At 73.5% G+C, this 14,564-nt stretch carries 15 protein-coding genes; 6 read left to right on the top strand and 9 right to left on the bottom strand.

What is annotated here, in order from left to right:
- Positions 1–10: 10 nt before the first annotated feature.
- Positions 11–505, bottom strand: a complete 495-nt coding sequence (locus J5Y05_RS19295) for a pyridoxamine 5'-phosphate oxidase family protein (RefSeq protein ID WP_210874212.1) — start codon at positions 503–505, stop codon at positions 11–13.
- Between the two features lie 122 nt (positions 506–627).
- Between J5Y05_RS19295 and J5Y05_RS19290 the strand changes: the two genes are divergently transcribed.
- The 3 genes from J5Y05_RS19290 to J5Y05_RS19280 all read left to right on the top strand — a co-directional run bounded on the left by J5Y05_RS19290 (position 628) and on the right by J5Y05_RS19280 (position 3,736).
- Positions 628–1,464, top strand: a complete 837-nt coding sequence (locus J5Y05_RS19290; protein ID WP_210874210.1) for a class II aldolase/adducin family protein — start codon at positions 628–630, stop codon at positions 1,462–1,464.
- Positions 1,465–1,687: 223 nt separating this feature from the next.
- Entirely contained in the window at positions 1,688–2,980 is a 1,293-nt protein-coding gene (locus J5Y05_RS19285; RefSeq protein ID WP_210874208.1) for a hypothetical protein, read from the top strand.
- Between the two features lie 207 nt (positions 2,981–3,187).
- Entirely contained in the window at positions 3,188–3,736 is a 549-nt protein-coding gene (locus J5Y05_RS19280; RefSeq protein WP_210874206.1) for a DoxX family membrane protein, read from the top strand.
- A 22-nt stretch (positions 3,737–3,758) separates the two neighbouring features.
- Here J5Y05_RS19280 and J5Y05_RS19275 read toward each other — a convergent pair whose 3' ends face one another.
- Together J5Y05_RS19275 and J5Y05_RS19270 are read right to left on the bottom strand one after the other, a co-directional pair.
- Positions 3,759–3,995, bottom strand: a complete 237-nt coding sequence (locus J5Y05_RS19275) for a hypothetical protein (RefSeq protein ID WP_210874204.1) — start codon at positions 3,993–3,995, stop codon at positions 3,759–3,761.
- Positions 3,982–5,394 (bottom strand): PspC domain-containing protein, encoded by a 1,413-nt coding sequence (locus J5Y05_RS19270; RefSeq protein WP_210874202.1) that lies wholly within the window; start codon positions 5,392–5,394, stop codon positions 3,982–3,984. The genes J5Y05_RS19275 and J5Y05_RS19270 overlap by 14 nt, the downstream gene beginning before the upstream one ends.
- 180 nt (positions 5,395–5,574) lie before the next feature.
- Between J5Y05_RS19270 and J5Y05_RS19265 the strand changes: the two genes are divergently transcribed.
- Together J5Y05_RS19265 and J5Y05_RS19260 are read left to right on the top strand one after the other, a co-directional pair.
- Positions 5,575–6,870, top strand: a complete 1,296-nt coding sequence (locus J5Y05_RS19265; protein WP_210874200.1) for an ATP-binding protein — start codon at positions 5,575–5,577, stop codon at positions 6,868–6,870.
- Positions 6,867–7,571: a LuxR C-terminal-related transcriptional regulator gene (locus tag J5Y05_RS19260; RefSeq protein ID WP_210874199.1), complete on the top strand. Its 705-nt coding sequence runs from the start codon at positions 6,867–6,869 to the stop codon at positions 7,569–7,571. Before J5Y05_RS19265 ends, J5Y05_RS19260 begins: the two co-directional genes overlap by 4 nt.
- Positions 7,572–7,583: 12 nt before the next feature.
- Here the strand turns inward: J5Y05_RS19260 and J5Y05_RS19255 are convergent, their stop codons facing one another.
- Positions 7,584–8,672 carry a C40 family peptidase gene (locus tag J5Y05_RS19255; protein ID WP_247614951.1) on the bottom strand — a complete coding sequence of 363 codons (1,089 nt, stop codon included), beginning with the start codon at positions 8,670–8,672 and terminating at the stop codon, positions 7,584–7,586.
- 416 nt (positions 8,673–9,088) lie between these two features.
- Here J5Y05_RS19255 and J5Y05_RS19250 point away from each other — a divergent pair, with 416 nt between their 5' ends.
- Positions 9,089–9,442 (top strand): hypothetical protein, encoded by a 354-nt coding sequence (locus J5Y05_RS19250; protein WP_210874195.1) that lies wholly within the window; start codon positions 9,089–9,091, stop codon positions 9,440–9,442.
- Here the strand turns inward: J5Y05_RS19250 and J5Y05_RS19245 are convergent.
- From J5Y05_RS19245 to J5Y05_RS19225, 5 genes are all read right to left on the bottom strand, one after another.
- Positions 9,420–10,424, bottom strand: a complete 1,005-nt coding sequence (locus J5Y05_RS19245) for a tellurite resistance/C4-dicarboxylate transporter family protein (RefSeq protein ID WP_210874192.1) — start codon at positions 10,422–10,424, stop codon at positions 9,420–9,422. The genes J5Y05_RS19250 and J5Y05_RS19245 overlap by 23 nt on opposite strands.
- 191 nt (positions 10,425–10,615) lie before the next feature.
- Positions 10,616–11,407: a MerR family transcriptional regulator gene (locus tag J5Y05_RS19240; protein ID WP_210874190.1), complete on the bottom strand. Its 792-nt coding sequence runs from the start codon at positions 11,405–11,407 to the stop codon at positions 10,616–10,618.
- 15 nt (positions 11,408–11,422) lie between these two features.
- On the bottom strand, positions 11,423–12,184 hold the full coding sequence (locus J5Y05_RS19235) for an ABC transporter permease (RefSeq protein ID WP_210874188.1): 762 nt from the start codon (positions 12,182–12,184) through the stop codon (positions 11,423–11,425).
- A gap of 9 nt (positions 12,185–12,193) precedes the next feature.
- Positions 12,194–12,991, bottom strand: coding sequence for an ABC transporter ATP-binding protein (locus J5Y05_RS19230; RefSeq protein ID WP_210874186.1), 798 nt, complete (start codon positions 12,989–12,991; stop codon positions 12,194–12,196).
- A gap of 243 nt (positions 12,992–13,234) precedes the next feature.
- Positions 13,235–14,413: a C40 family peptidase gene (locus tag J5Y05_RS19225; RefSeq protein WP_210874184.1), complete on the bottom strand. Its 1,179-nt coding sequence runs from the start codon at positions 14,411–14,413 to the stop codon at positions 13,235–13,237.
- Between the last annotated feature and the right edge of the window lie 151 nt (positions 14,414–14,564).

The following is a 14,564-nucleotide window of genomic DNA, read 5'->3' as shown; positions in this document are numbered from 1 at the left end:
GGAGCCCGCCCTACGCGCGCCTGAGGGTGCGCAGGGGTTCGCCCGGCCGCCAGACGCGGACGACCAGGAGGTCGCCCTCGACGGCGGTCCGGACGACCTCCGACAGATCGGCCCGGAAGAGGTGGAACGGCTGCGGCGGTTCCACCTCTTCGACGTACGCGGCCCGCTGCGCCTCCTCCTCGGGCCCGGTGCCCTCCACCTCGACCGCCCGCCCCGCGATCCGGACGTCCCCGCCGCCCATGCCGGTGCCCTCCCCGGGGTTGGCCTGGAGCGCGAAGCGCGGGTCGCGGCGCAGGTCGAGCGCCTTGAGCGAGCCGGGCATCATCCCGAGCCACAGCTCCCCGCCGAGGAAGCGCACCTCCAGCCCCGACGTGCGCGGCGAACCGTCCCGGCGCAGGGTCGCCAGCGTGTGGTGGGGATGGGCGGCGAACCGTGCCTCGACGGTGGCGGCCAGTTCGGGTTCGTCGGCGGTGAAGCGGGCCCAGGGCGCGGTGCTCGGTGTCATGGTTCCGAGTCTGCGCCCGAAACTCGACATCCTCTGTCCGGTATCGATCGGGTCTGCCGGAAGTCGCCCGTCTTTACCGGAGAGAACTGTCCTCTCGGCCTCACGGACGGTAACTTCCGCCCATGGAGCAATCCCGTGCCACAGAACCAGCGCGCGGCACGCGCGAGGCGCCCCCGGCCGCCCCGGCGCCGGTGCCCACCGACCGGCTGCGGTTCGCCATGCCGCCCATGCACGATGCGGTCGAGGACGAACGCCGGCACCGCAAGGAACGGCTCGCCGGGGCGTTGCGGCTCTTCGGCCGCCACGGGTTCGAGGATGGGGTCTCCGGCCACATCACCGCCCGCGACCCGGAGTTCAGCGACTGCTTCTGGGTCAACCCCTTCGGCATGCCCTTCGCGCACATCAAGGTGAGCGACCTGGTGCTGGCCAACGCCGACGGCCAGGTGGTGGAGGGCGCCCACCACGTGAACCAGGCCGCCTTCACCGTCCACTCCCAGGTGCACGCCGCCCGGCCGGACGTCGTCGCGGTGGCCCACTGCCACTCCGTGCACGGGCGCGCGCTGGCCGCCCTCGCCGACCTGCTGGACCCCATCACGCAGGAGAGCTGCGCCTTCTACGAGGACCACGCCCTGTACGACAGCTACTTCGGGGTCGCCGTCGACGCCGCGGAGGGGCGGCGGATCGCCGAGGCGCTCGGCTCCGGCAAGGCGCTCGTGCTGCGCAACCACGGGCTGCTCACGGTGGGCGGCTCGGTGGACGCGGCGGCCTGGTGGTTCCTCTCCATGGAACGCTCCTGCCAGGTGCAGCTCGCGGCGAAGGCGGCGGGGCGGCCGGTGCCGATCGACCACCGGCAGGCGGTCGCCACCCGGGAGCAGCTCGGCGGCGACCTGGTCGCGTGGATCAATTACCAGCCGTTGTGGGAGCAGGTCAGCCGGGGTGAACCGGACCTGTTCGGCTGAATCCGGCGGCCGGGTTTTTTCCGGACCACGCGCCCCCGTGTCAACACGGCGATGGCCACATCACCCGTTCGGGACGGCGTGCGCCGGGGGCGACGGGCGCGGGACCGGTGGTGTACGGCACAATTCGCTGTCATCACAAGGGATTTGCGGGTGTTGTCGCGGTGTTGTCGCCGGGTTGGGCGCGGGAGTGCGGCGCGGGAGTGCGGAAAGGCGGGCGTCGGGCGTGGCGGTACAGGAGGCGAGGGGCGGGGGCAGCCCCGGCAGCGGGTACGAGGCGGCCCACGGGGGTGGCTGCACCTGCGGTGACTGTCCGCACGGCGCCCGAGAAGGGCACCGCCGGGCGGTCGCCGCGTTCCTGCTGCGGCGGGACGAGTTCGCGGCCGGACAGGGGCTGCCCGCCGCGGTGGCCCACTCGGCCCCGGCGTCCCGGCAGTGGATCTCCGAGGAACTCGCCCAGGCCGCCGAACTCGTCGCCGAACGCGGCCGGGCCGAGGGCGAGGCGTGGCTCGGCGGCCTGTGGCGCCGCACGGCCTTCGCCGTGTGGGCCGGGGTGGTGCTGACGCTGCTGGTGCAGGCGCTCACCGCGATCGGCGCCGGCTGGACGGCGGCCCGCACCGCAGGGCTCGCCGCCGCCGCGGTGGTGGCCCTGGCGCTGACGGCCGCCTCCTGGTTCCACCGGGCGCGGGGCGGGGCGCTGGCCCCGGTCCTCGGCGAGGACAACCGGCTCTCCACCTCCCGCGCGGTCGCTGCGGCCTGGGTGCTGTTCGTCGCGTACGCCGTGCTGGTCCTCGCCGGGCAACTGATCGCCGCCTCCGGGCACGCCGAGCGCGACGCGCTGATCGCCGGGCTCGAACTGACCCGCGGCGCCGGGGCGGTGACGGTGCTCGCCGTGGTCTGCGGGATCGCCGTCCTGGTGCGCCGGGTGGTGGGCACGCGCGTCCTCGGGCAGCGGCTCCAGAAGGTGCGGGCCGACCGGCCGCGCGCCGCCGACCTGCTCACCGACGACGCGGGCCGCGGCACCTTCGCCGACATCCAGTACGTCGTGATCAGCGCGGTCGCCCTGGTCTTCGCGGCGGTCCGGCTGGCCCGGCGCCCCGAGCAACTGCCCGACCTGCCCTGGGGGCTGGCCGTGGTGGTGCTGGTGTCGGCGGCGACCTACCTGGCCGGCAAGTACGCGGAGGGCGGCCGTCCGGTCATCCTCTCCGTGGTCCGGGCCCGGGAGGCGGGCGATCTGGACGCGCCGATCCGCACCGGCGACGACATCGAGATCCGGGGCGCGGGCTTCGTACCGCCGGGCGCCCAGCGCGCCGACCGGCTGGCCCGCATGGTGGTCCGCATCGGCACGGTCCACGTCCACGTCCCGCTGGTGCCGGTCACCGGCGGCTTCAGCAACCCGGCGGACGACCGGCTGACCGTACCGGTCCCCGCGGACGTGGAACCGGGCCGCGTGGAGGTCCAGGTCGTCACCAGCGCGGGCGTGGAGACGAACAGATACGCCATCGACGTAACGGACTGACCCGGCGCCGGACCACTCCGCGGCCTTGCCGCCCCGCCGCCGCGTGGTCCCACCGACACCTCGGCCCGGCAGGCCCCCGCCGCCCCTCCGTCGGCCCGGCCCCGCCGTTCCGGGAAAATCCGGCGCGGTGTGCTTGAGCACTCCCCCTCCCGCCGTTCGTATGGTCTCCTGAGGTCTCGGCACGCGCGGCGGGAGGCGGCGGCAGTGATGGCTCACGGCACGCGTACGGACAGGGGCACAGGCAGGGGCACGGACACGGACCTCTCGCCCCCCGGCGGGGCGGGACCACGGGCTCTCGCCTCCCGGTACGCCCTCCTCCCGCTACGGATCTTCCTCGGCGTCACCTTCCTCTACGCGGGCCTCGACAAGCTCACCGACAGCGCCTTCCCGAAGGACGCGGGCGCGGGCTCCGTCGGCGACATGATGCGGGCCGTACGCGACTCCTCCGCCCTGCCCGCCCTGGTCGACCTGGCCCTGCGCAACCCGCCCGGCTTCGGCTACGCCATCGCCCTCGGCGAGGTGGCCGTCGGCATCGGCACCCTCCTCGGCCTGCTGGCCCGCCTGGCGGCGCTCGGCGGCGCCCTGATCTCGCTCAGCCTCTGGCTGACCGTGAGCTGGGCCTCCGACCCCTACTACTACGGCAACGACCTCGTCTACCTCATGGCCTGGCTCCCCCTCGTACTCGCGGGCGCACCGCTGCTCTTCCTGGACGCGGCCCTGCGTGCCCGGCGCCGCCGGAGCGGCTCCCTTCCGTAGTCGTCGGCCCCCGGCGGCACCGTCAGGTGCGGATGCGGGTCGGCGGAGCGTCCCGGCGGGCGGCGCGGCGGCGCCTGCGCACCGACCCGGCCACCATGCCGACTGCGCCCGCCAGGAACAGGCCGCCCACGACGAGCGGGACCAGCGCGAGGCGCGGGACGCGCCACACCCCGGCCGCGTCCCCGGCGAAGAGGACGCCCGCGGTGAGCAGACAGGCCCCGGCGACCAGCCGTCCCGGCTGGAACTCATGACGCAGCACGGCTCACCTCCGCCTGTCCGATGCCGACCCGCAGGTCGAGGTCGAGGGTGCCGGCGGCCTTGCCGCCCGGGGTCGGTTTCAGGGTGGTCTCCTGGTGCCGGTCCGGCGTCACGTCCACGTCCTTCGGGTCGTCGCCGGGCAATTGGATGTCGCCGACGCCCACGTCGACGGTGAGCCGCACGGTCACGTCCGGCGGCACGATCACCCGTATCCGGCCCAGCCCGGCGCCCGCCCGGGTGCTCACCGTCTGCCCCTCGGCGACTTTCAGCCCGGACAGGTCGAGGGTGCCGCTGCCCGTGCCCACGTGGTACCGCGCGCGGACGTCGGAGACCGCGGCCGGTGTCCAGGTCGACTCGGTCCACCGGGTGCCGACGTCCTTGGGCAGCGCCGCCGAACCGGCCAGCAGGCCCGCCGTGACCACCGCGAGGAAGACGGAGCCCGCGCCCGTGCGCCCGAGGAAGGCACTGACCGCGATGCCCAGGCCGAAGACGGCCAGCGCGCAGGCCAGTCCGGTCTGGAGGCTGGTGCCGAGCGGCTGGTGGTCCCAGGTCAGGCCGGTGCCCAGCCCGGCGGCGACCAGGGCGAACAGGAAGGTCCAGCCGCCTATCCCGCGCGGTCCCCGGGGCCGGGGGGCCTGCCGCGGGGGCGCGTAAGGATTCCGGACGTGGGCGCCGCGCACCGCGGCGTACCCGATGGCGACGGCCGCGTCGATGTCCCGCCGCTCCGCGTCACTGCGCGGCCCCCACAGGTACCCGGTCCCGCCGACGTGGCCGCCGTCCTTGACGAGGGGGTCGCGCCACCAGGACGGGTGCGTGACGCCGACCGGCGGCGCCTGCGCCTCCGGCGGGGCGTCGGCGACCGCCTGCGCGGTGAGCGGGTCGGGGCTGGGGGCGCCGCGCTGCTGCGACCAGTACCCGGCGCCCGCGAGGAGGAGGGAGAGGACGACGGCGAAGGTGAGCACGCCGCCGTTGTTCAGCATGGTCAGGAAGACCCCGCAGCCGACCAGGGCGAACATCACGGCCGCCAGCGACTGGCCGTCGACCCGGCCGGTCAGCAGCTTGCGCACCTCGTTCTCCTCGTCGTCCTCGTAGGGGACGAAGAGCCAGGCGAACCCGTAGAAGATGAGGCCGATGCCGCCCGCGGCGGCGAGCACCGCGAGCGTGATCCGGAAGATCACCGGGTCCATGTCGCACTGCCGGCCGAGCCCGGAGCACACCCCGGCGAGGGTCTTGTACCGGCGGTCGCGCCGGAACCGGTGCGGCGGCTCGGGCACGCCCGCCCCGGCGGGGCCCGCCGGGTCCGTCGCGCCCGCGGTCCCCGGACCGGCGCCCGGCGCCGGGCGCGGACCGGCACCGGGCCCCGGCCCCGGTCCCGTCGCGGCGTGCTCGTGATCTGACATGGGTCCATGGTGACGGGCGCGGCGGCGCGGCGGCAGCGGGGGCGACCCTGGCCGGACCCTGATTTCGGCCCTGAGCCGGTGCCCGGGGGTTGTTCGAGCCGGGGACCCCCCGAAGATCAGGGAAGTCTCCGGGACCGCCCCTGATGCCCGCGCTCCCACGGCCGTGTGACCATCGGTGTCATGCCGGAAGCCGCCGCAGCGCCTCTCACCGAACCGCGGCCGCCGCGCAAGCTCTACCGCAGCAGTGACGGACGCTGGCTCGGCGGGGTGGCGCGGGGGCTCGCCGGGCACCTCGGGCTGCCCGTGGTCTGGGTGCGGCTCGTCTTCGTCGGGCTCTTCATGGCCGACGGCCTCGGCGCCCTGCTCTACGCGGCCTTCTGGTTCTTCGTGCCGCTCGGTGTCGGCGGGGTCGAGACGCAGAAGCCGCCCTCCCTGGTCACCGCGGAGACCTCGCCGGACGGGCGGCGCCGGATCGTCGCCCGCAAGCCCGACAAGGGGCAGATCGTCGCCCTGCTCCTCATGGTCGTCGTCGCCATGGTCTTCGTGGGCAACGTCAACCTCGGGGGCGGCGGCGCCAAGGCGTACCTGTGGCCGACCGTGCTCGTCGGCGCGGGCGTCGCCCTCGTCTGGCGCCAGGCGGACAACGCCCGCCGGGCCCGCTGGGCCGAGGTCGGCCGGGACCGGCGCACCGTCACCCTGCTGCGTACGGTGGCCGGGGTCCTGCTGGTGACGGCCGGCACCTCCGGCATCTTCGTCCTCCAGGGGTCCGCCGCCCACCTCGGCTCCGTCCTCCAGGCCGCGCTGGCCGTCCTCGTCGGCGTCACCCTGCTCGCCGGTCCCTACCTGGTGCGCATGACGCAGGACCTCTCCGAGGAGCGGCTGATGCGCATCCGCGCCCAGGAGCGCGCCGAGGTCGCCGCCCATGTGCACGACTCCGTCCTGCACACCCTGACCCTGATCCAGCGCAACGCGGAGAACGCGGGCGAGGTGCGCCGCCTGGCCCGCGCCCAGGAACGCGACCTGCGCAACTGGCTCTACAAACCCGAGGGCAACGGAAAGGACGAGGACGAGGAGCCCGCCACCCTCGCCGAGGCCGTGAAGAAGAACGCGGCCGAGGTCGAGGACAAGCACGGCGTCCCCCTGGAGGTCGTGGTCGTCGGGGACTGCCCGCTCGACGAGGGGATCGCGGCGCAGATGCAGGCGGCACGCGAAGCGATGGTGAACGCCGCCAAGTACGGTGGCGAGGGCGGCGCGGTGCAGGTGTACGCCGAGGTGGAGAAGCGCACGGTCTTCGTGTCCGTACGGGACCGCGGGCCCGGCTTCGACCTCGACGCGATACCCGCCGACCGCATGGGTGTCAGAGAATCGATCATCGGCCGCATGGAGCGCAACGGCGGTACGGCGCGGCTGCGCGCGGTGCCGGGCGGCGGCACGGAGGTCGAGCTGGAGATGGAGAGGGCGGAGACGACGTCATGAGCGAGCCGACCGAGACGAACGCGGCGGGCGGCGCGGGCGGACGCCATGTGCGTGTCGTCCTCGTCGACGACCACCGGATGTTCCGCACCGGGGTGCAGGCCGAGATCGGCCAGACCGAGCAGACCGGGGTGGAGGTCGTCGGGGAGGCGGCCGACGTCGACCAGGCGGTCTCCGTCATCACCGCCACCCGGCCCGAGGTGGTGCTCCTCGACGTCCACCTGCCCGGCGGCGGCGGGGTCGAGGTGCTGCGCCGCTGCGCGCCGCTGATGGGTGACGCGGAGCGGCCCGTCCGCTTCCTCGCGCTCTCCGTCTCGGACGCGGCGGAGGACGTGATCGGCGTGATCCGGGGCGGCGCCCGTGGCTACGTCACCAAGACGATCACCGGCGCGGACCTCGTCGACTCGGTCTTCCGGGTCCAGGAGGGGGACGCCGTCTTCTCCCCGCGCCTGGCCGGGTTCGTCCTCGACGCCTTCGCCTCCACCGACGCCCCGCCGGTCGACGAGGATCTCGACCGGCTCACCCAGCGCGAGCGCGAGGTGCTGCGGCTGATCGCCCGGGGGTACGCGTACAAGGAGATCGCCAAGCAGCTCTACATCTCGGTCAAGACGGTCGAGTCGCACGTCTCGGCGGTGCTGCGCAAGCTCCAGCTCTCCAACCGCCACGAACTGACCCGCTGGGCGACCGCACGCCGGCTGGTCTGACGGGCCCGGGGCTCACGCCACCCGGGTCGCCCCGGCGAAGGGCATCGCGTCGACGGGGTCGAGGCGTACCGGGGACGAGGGGTTCGGGGCGTGGATCATGCGGCCGTCGCCGACGTAGATGCCGACGTGGCTGATGCCGGAGTAGAAGAAGACCAGGTCGCCGGGGAGGAGCTGGGCGCGGGAGACCCGCCGGCCGGCGCCGATCTGGGCGTACGTGGTGCGGGGCAGGGAGATCCCGGCGGAGCGGTAGGCGGCCTGGATGAGCCCCGAGCAGTCGAAGGAGTTCGGTCCGGTCGCGCCCCACACGTAGGGGCTGCCGAGCTTCTGGTAGGCGTACGCGACGGCCGCCGCGCCGCGTGAGCCGGGCGCCGGCGCGGCCGGGGCCAGGGCCTCCCGGCCGTCGGCGGCGGCGCGGGTGGCGTGGCCGGTGCCGGGGCCGGCGGCGTGCCGGGCGCGTTCCTCGGCGGTCAGCCGGGACAGGAGGCGGCGGGCCTCCTCCAGCTTGCCGGTGACGGTGGTGCGGTGGCGTTTCAGCTCGGACTGGCGCGTGGTCAGCGTGGACAGCTCGACGCGCGCGGCGCCGCGCAGCCGCTCGACCTGCCGCAGCTCCTTGCGGACCTCCCCGAGGGTGGCCTGCTGCCGGGTGCCCGCCCGTTCCATGAGGGCGGCGCCGTCGAGGTAGCGGTCGGGGTCGGAGGAGAGGGCGAGTTGGAGCGCCGGGTCGAGTCCGCCGCTGCGGTACTGGGCGGCGGCGACCGAACCGAGCGATTCCCGCGCGGAGTTCAGCCGGTCCTCGGTGCGGGCCACCTCGTCGCGCAGCTCGTCCAGCCGCTCGCGGGCGGCGTCCGCCTTCTCCTTCGCGCCGTTGTACTTCTCGGTGGCCTCCTCCGCCTCGCGGTAGAGCCGGTCGACCTTGGCCTTCACCTGGGCGGGTGTCGGCTCCGGGGCGGCGTGCCCGGTCCCGCTCAGGCAGGTCGCGCCGGCCGCCCCCGCGAGGGTGAGGGTGACGGCGGCGCGGGCCGTGCCGCCGCCCGCCGCGCGCTGTCGTGGCCGCCTGCGATGCGCTGCCACCAGAGATCCACGTCCTTCCACAACGTCCATGTGTGCGTCCGGGTGGTCCCGTCTGCCGGTCGCACCGGGTCGCACCCAGGGGAGGACGCTAGGCGGCACCGTCCCGATCCGGTCCCCCTTTGCGCGGAACTGTCGGTACCCCAGCGCCGGGCGACCGCATGTGACCGTTTCACCGGTCCGGGCTCGTCGTCTTCCCGCAGGGTGATGATCAATCCGCCGGTTCCGGGGACGCACGAGGGCCGCGGAGTGCTATGGGACGCGCGGGAAGAGCGAGAACGGACTGAGAACGGACCGAGAACGGACCGAGAACGGACCGAGGAGGGACCGAGGAGGGACCGAGGGCCGAGCGGGTCAGGGCACCGGCGCGGACCGCGGGCCGAGCGGGGCGGGACACCGGAGGAAGGCCGGTGTCGGGGGGTCACGGCCCCGTGGCTAGGCTCCGCCCCATGGACGTACTCATCCACATTTTCGTCGGTCTGCACATCATCGGCATCGCGGCGCTCCTGGGCGGCTTCCTGACCCAGATGAAGGCCATAGGCCAGGGCACCGCCCGTTTCACCCCGGCCATGCTGCACGGCGCCCTGACGATGCTGGTCACCGGAGCGGTCCTGGTCGGCCTCAACCAGGCCGACGACCGCCTCGTCGACAACGTCAAGATCGGCGTCAAGCTCGCCGTGCTGATCGTGATCCTCGGCCTGGTCTACGTGAAGCGCGACGACGAGAAGGTGGACAAGCCGCTCTTCGGCCTGGTCGGCCTGCTGACCGTGGCGAACATCTTCATCGCGGTGCTGTGGACCTGAGCCCCGCCCCGGCGGAGAGGGACCGCAGGTCGGTCCGGGCCGCGGCGACCGCCCCCACGGCGACCGCCAGCCAGCCGGCCACCGCCACCCACACCAGTGCCCGGCCCGGATGCGTCAGCCAGGGCACGGAGACGGCGGTGGCCACCGACAGCGTCGCCGCCGCCGTTATGCCGAGCGGGAACACCGTCGACCAGCGGCGCACGTCGTAGCGGAGCCGGGGCCACACCACCTCGGAGACCAGGAGCACCGCGTACCAGGCGAGGTCGAGGGTGAGTACGACGACGGTGACGTGACGCAGCAGCGTGTCCGCGTCGTCGTTCCACAGATACGGTCCGGCCTGGGCCGCCATGAGCAGCTTGGCCCCGGCCAGCGCCGAGATGGCGAGCGCGCCGCCCGCCACCCACTGGTCCCCGGCGCCCCGGGCCACCTCGCGCGGATCGAAGCGGAAGAGCGCGACCGCGTAGAGCGCCAGCCCCAGCCAGAACGGCACCAGCGCCGCGTGGGCCGGCCACGCCGTCGACGTGGTCGCGGAGAGCGTGGCACCGAGCACGGCGAGCCCCTCGGTGGCCACGCAGCCCAGGAAGACCGCCCCCGGCATCCGCCGCCCCCAGCGCCGTACGACCAGCACCAGCAGCACCGGCCACAGCAGCGCGGCCAGCGCCAGCAGCACCGCCGCCACGGGCGTGGCGCCGAGCAGCGCGAACCGGGTGCCGACCACGGTCGTCGCGGCCACGGCGGTGAGCGCGCCCGGCGTCCCCGCCTGCGCCGCCCACTTCGCCCGGTCGCGCACCAGCAGGACGACGAAACCGGCGGCGAGCGCGACCCAGGCCGCGCACGCCAGGGCCAGCGCGACGAGGGACAGGCTCTCGTGGCCGATGAGGTGCAGGGCGACCGAGACGATGCCGGTCGCCATCACGGCGGCTCCGGCCGCCGGCGGCCTCCGCGCCCACCAGGCGCGCAGAGCAGAGGTGCGCGATGCCATGCGCCGAGCCTAGAGAGCCCCCCGCCTCAGGCCGGGCGCACCACGCTGTGGATCGATGACTCGCCGTCGTAGAAGACCGACTCCTCGCGGACGTACGTGCCTGTGGGTTCTCGGCACTCACCGCCGTGTCCGGTCCCCGGGCGGTGGTCAGACCGCCGGGGGTGACGTCTTGCCAGGCCCCTGACCTGCCTTCACGAGGGCGGCGGCTCGGTGGCGAGCCTGTCGGCAGGCACTCGCTCGACGCGGGTCCACCCCCTCCAGCCCCGCTCCTCCAGGATCGCCACCAGCCGCTCGGCGCCCGGTGAGGACTCGACCATGGTCGAGTCCAGCAGGTCGACGAACTGGTCGTCGAAGCCGTCGGCACCCGTCTCGCCGGCCTCCACGGCGCGCGTCATCAGACGCTCCACGATGTCGGCGACCTCGACCACCCGCGGATCGTCGGCCGACCAGTCGAGTGCCCCGCTGAGAAGGCCGTAGAGCCTCACCATGTCGGGGTCGTCCAGTTCCTCGTGCTTCTTGGCGATCACGTCGTCGATCAGATGCGGCGTCCGGGCGGCAATCATGATCCAGGCATCCCGCTCCATCTCGATGTACCGCTCCTCGACGCCGAGTCCGCGCAGCCGGTCGAGGTAGCCCACGACGCTCTGCGGGAGCGCCAGGTGCTCTCCGGCGGCGAGCCGGCCGAGCCGTTCGCGGGTGCCCTGGAGGCGCCGGATCTCGGCGCGCAGGTCCTTGTCGATCTCCCGGACGCTGTCGGCGAACTCCTCCGGGCCGGCGTCGAGGAGTTCCTGCACCCGGGCCAGGGGCACACCGGCATCCGCCAGGACGTGGACCCGGATCAGTCGCACGACCGCGCCGGCGTCGTAGGCCCGGTACCCGGACCGGTCGCGCTCCGGCTCCGGCATCAGGCCGATCCGGTGGTAGTGGCGTACCGCCCGCACCGTCACCCCGGCGTACGCCGCAAGCCGGCTGATGGTGAGCATGGCTCTCAGACTGCCTCAGCCGGTCTTCCGGCGATAGGAGGCCATCGCGAAGACGTACGCCACGACGAGGATGCCGACGCACCAGGCGAGGGCGATCCAGATGCCGTCGCCGAGGGGCTGCTCTGTGAACAGAGCGCGGATCGTGTCGACGACGGACGTCACCGGCTGATGCTCGGCGAACCAGCGCACCGGCGCGGGCATGGTCTCCGTGGGCACGAACGCCGAGCTGATGAACGGCAGGAAGATGAGCGGGTAGGCGAACGCGCCCGCGCCCTCGACCGACGCCGCGGAGAGCCCCGGGATCACGGCGATCCAGGTCAGCGCGAGGGTGAACAGGAACAGGATGCCGGCGACCGCGAGCCAGGCCGGCACTCCCGCCCCGGAGCGGAAGCCCATGAGCAGAGCGACGCCCACGACGATCACGAGCGAGAGCAGGTTGGCGACCAGAGACGTGACGACATGCGCCCAGAGCACACCCGACCGTGCGATCGGCATGGAATGGAACCGCTCGAAGATCCCGCTCTGCATGTCGGTGAACAGCCGGTACGCGGTGTAGGAGATGCCCGACGCGACGGTGATGAGCAGGATGCCGGGCAGCATGTAGGTCACGTAGGAAACCGACCCGGTGTCGATCGCGCCCCCGAACACGTAGACGAACATCAGCATCATGGCGACCGGCGTGATGACGGTCGTGATGATGGTGTCCACGCTGCGGGTGACATGGCGCAGGGTCCGCCCCGTGAGAACGGCGGTGTCAGCGAAAAAGTACGCGGTCATCCTTGTCCCCTAGGCGTTCGTGCCGGTGGCGTCGGTCTTGTTGTCGCTGCCGGTGATCGCGAGGAAGATCTCCTCCAGGGTCGGCTGCTTCTCGACGTACTCGACCGTGGCGGGCGGGAAGAGCCGCTTGAGCTCGGCGAGGGTGCCGTTCACGATGATCCGGCCCTGGTGGAGTATCGCGATCCGGTCGGCCAACTGCTCGGCCTCGTTCAGGTACTGCGTGGTGAGCAGCACCGTCGTTCCGTGGCCGGCGAGCTTTTTGACCGCGTGCCACACCTCGATGCGCCCCTCGGGGTCGAGGCCGGTCGTCGGCTCGTCCAGGAAGATCACCGGTGGATTGCCGATGAGGCTCATCGCGATGTCCAGCCGTCGGCGCATCCCGCCCGAATACGTGGACACCTTCCGCGCGCCGGCGTCGGTCAGGGAGAAACTCCTCAGCAGGTCGTCCGCGATCGCGCCCGGATTCTCGAGGTGGCGCAGCCTGGCGACGAGCACGAGGTTCTCCCGACCGCTGAGGATCTCGTCGACGGCCGCGAACTGGCCGGTGAGGCTGATGGACGCCCGCACGTTCGCCGGATGCGCGGCGACGTCGAAGCCATGGACGCCTGCCGTTCCCGCGTCGGCCTTCAGGAGCGTGGCGAGAATCCTCACGGTCGTGGTCTTGCCGGCCCCGTTGGAGCCGAGCAGGGCGAAGATGGTGCCCCGCTCCACGTCGAAGTCCACGCCGCACAGCACGTCGAGCTTCCCGTACGACTTCTTCAGACCCCGCACGCGGATCGCCGGGCCGGCGATCGATTGGGTCACCATGGTCATCTGCCTCCTCCGGGGAGCCTTTCGACCGACTGCGAGAAGCTCCTGCCGGAAGGATGGAGGGTTGACCCAGCGTCAAGGTCAAGCCCTCGACGACGTGGTACCTGTGGCGGAGTGCGACCGCAGACTCCGACAGCCTCGGCGCGAAAGGACGGAAGCGATTCCCGGCGATCCGGCGCAGACGACAGGGCGGCGACAGAACGCCGGGAACCCGGCGGATCTCACGCGGCGCTACACCGCTCAGGCCGGGCGCACCACGCTGTGGATCGACGACTCACCGTCGTAGAAGACCGACTCCTCGCGGACGTACGTGCCCGGCTTCGGGGCGTGGATCATCATGCCGTTGCCGATGTAGAGGCCGACGTGGCCGAGGTCGTCGTAGAAGAAGACGAGGTCGCCGGGGCGGGCCTGGGAGAGGGGGACCGTGGTGCCGGCGCCGACCTGGTCGTAGGTGGTGCGCGGGAGCGAGACGCCGGCGGCCCTCCAGGCGGCCTGTGTCAGCCCGGAGCAGTCGTAGGAGCCGGGGCCGGTGGCGCCCCAGACGTAGGGCTTGCCGATCTGGGTGCGGGCGAAGGCGAGGGCCTTGGCGGCCTTGGCGTCGTACGAGGAGTCCGGGGCCGGGGTCTGACCGGTGCTGCCGGTGTCCGGCGCGGGCGGGGCCGTCGGGGAGGCCGTCGGGGCGGGTGCCGGGGTGGGCGTGGGGGCCGGTTCGGCGGCCTGCCGCCGGGCCAGCTCGGCGGCCTCGCGGGCGGCCTCCTCCTGCTTCCGCCTCTCGATCTCGGCGAGCCGGGCCTTCTCCTCGGCGGTGAGCGTGGAGAGCAGTTCGCGGGCGGTGGCCAGCTTCTTCTGCACGGTGGCCTTGGCCGTCTTCAGGTCCCGCTGGGAGTCGGTGAGCGTCTGGAGGTGCTCCGCGGCCTCCCGGCGCTTGTCCATCGTCTCCGCCTGCCGGGTGACGAAGTCGTCGACCGCGCCCTGCTGGCGGCTGGTGAGCCGGTCCATCAACTGGGCGCGGTCGAGGTACTGCTCCGGGGAGTCCGCCAGCAGGAAGGTGGCGACGTCGGGGGCGGCGGCGCCGGTGCGGTACTGGGCGGAGGCGTAGGCGCCCAGCTCCTCGCGCGCGTCGTTGAGCTTCTGGGTGCTCTGTGCCACGTCGTCCAGGAGGGCGTCGACCTTCTTGCGCTGCTTGGTCGTCTTCTCCTGGGCCGCGTTGTACTTCTCCGTCGCCGAACCGGCCTGGCGGTAGAGGTCGCCGACCTTCCGCTCGACCTCTTCGAGGCTCGGTTTGCCGTCCGGTGACGGGGAGGCGTCGGCCGTCTGGGAGAGCAGGGCGACCGAGGTGAGGGCGGCGGTGGCGATGGCCGGGGTCCGCAGACCCGCGGTGCGCGGGCCGGGGGCACGCGACTTGCGGTGCGACGCCAAGGGGGACGACTCCTTCCCGTGTCCGCCTGCCCGGGACGCGGGGGGCCGCTCCCGGGGCCGTCCGGGCTCCGGGGGAGGGGCCGCGGTCCGTGCGGGAGGGCCGTCCACGGCCCGGTGCCCGGGGGCGGGCGGCCGGTCGTCCGGTCTCGGC

Origin of the sequence: Streptomyces tagetis, assembly GCF_018069565.1 — a bacterium.
Taxonomy (GTDB): Bacteria; Actinomycetota; Actinomycetes; order Streptomycetales; family Streptomycetaceae; genus Streptomyces; species Streptomyces tagetis.
The sequence above is the reverse complement of the archived record's forward strand: the minus strand, read 5'-3'. Positions and strand labels throughout refer to the sequence as shown.

What these genes read in the sequence shown, in the direction of transcription:
- J5Y05_RS19295 (WP_210874212.1), bottom strand. Translation starts at nt 505, where the DNA reads ATGACACCGAGCACCGCGCCCTGGGCCCGCTTCACCGCCGACGAACCC.
- J5Y05_RS19290 (WP_210874210.1), top strand. Translation starts at nt 628, where the DNA reads ATGGAGCAATCCCGTGCCACAGAACCAGCGCGCGGCACGCGCGAGGCG.
- J5Y05_RS19280 (WP_210874206.1), top strand. Translation starts at nt 3,188, where the DNA reads ATGGCTCACGGCACGCGTACGGACAGGGGCACAGGCAGGGGCACGGAC.
- J5Y05_RS19270 (WP_210874202.1), bottom strand. Translation starts at nt 5,394, where the DNA reads ATGTCAGATCACGAGCACGCCGCGACGGGACCGGGGCCGGGGCCCGGT.
- J5Y05_RS19265 (WP_210874200.1), top strand. Translation starts at nt 5,575, where the DNA reads ATGCCGGAAGCCGCCGCAGCGCCTCTCACCGAACCGCGGCCGCCGCGC.
- J5Y05_RS19260 (WP_210874199.1), top strand. Translation starts at nt 6,867, where the DNA reads ATGAGCGAGCCGACCGAGACGAACGCGGCGGGCGGCGCGGGCGGACGC.
- J5Y05_RS19255 (WP_247614951.1), bottom strand. Translation starts at nt 8,672, where the DNA reads ATGGACGTTGTGGAAGGACGTGGATCTCTGGTGGCAGCGCATCGCAGG.
- J5Y05_RS19250 (WP_210874195.1), top strand. Translation starts at nt 9,089, where the DNA reads ATGGACGTACTCATCCACATTTTCGTCGGTCTGCACATCATCGGCATC.
- J5Y05_RS19245 (WP_210874192.1), bottom strand. Translation starts at nt 10,424, where the DNA reads ATGGCATCGCGCACCTCTGCTCTGCGCGCCTGGTGGGCGCGGAGGCCG.
- J5Y05_RS19240 (WP_210874190.1), bottom strand. Translation starts at nt 11,407, where the DNA reads ATGCTCACCATCAGCCGGCTTGCGGCGTACGCCGGGGTGACGGTGCGG.
- J5Y05_RS19235 (WP_210874188.1), bottom strand. Translation starts at nt 12,184, where the DNA reads ATGACCGCGTACTTTTTCGCTGACACCGCCGTTCTCACGGGGCGGACC.
- J5Y05_RS19230 (WP_210874186.1), bottom strand. Translation starts at nt 12,991, where the DNA reads ATGGTGACCCAATCGATCGCCGGCCCGGCGATCCGCGTGCGGGGTCTG.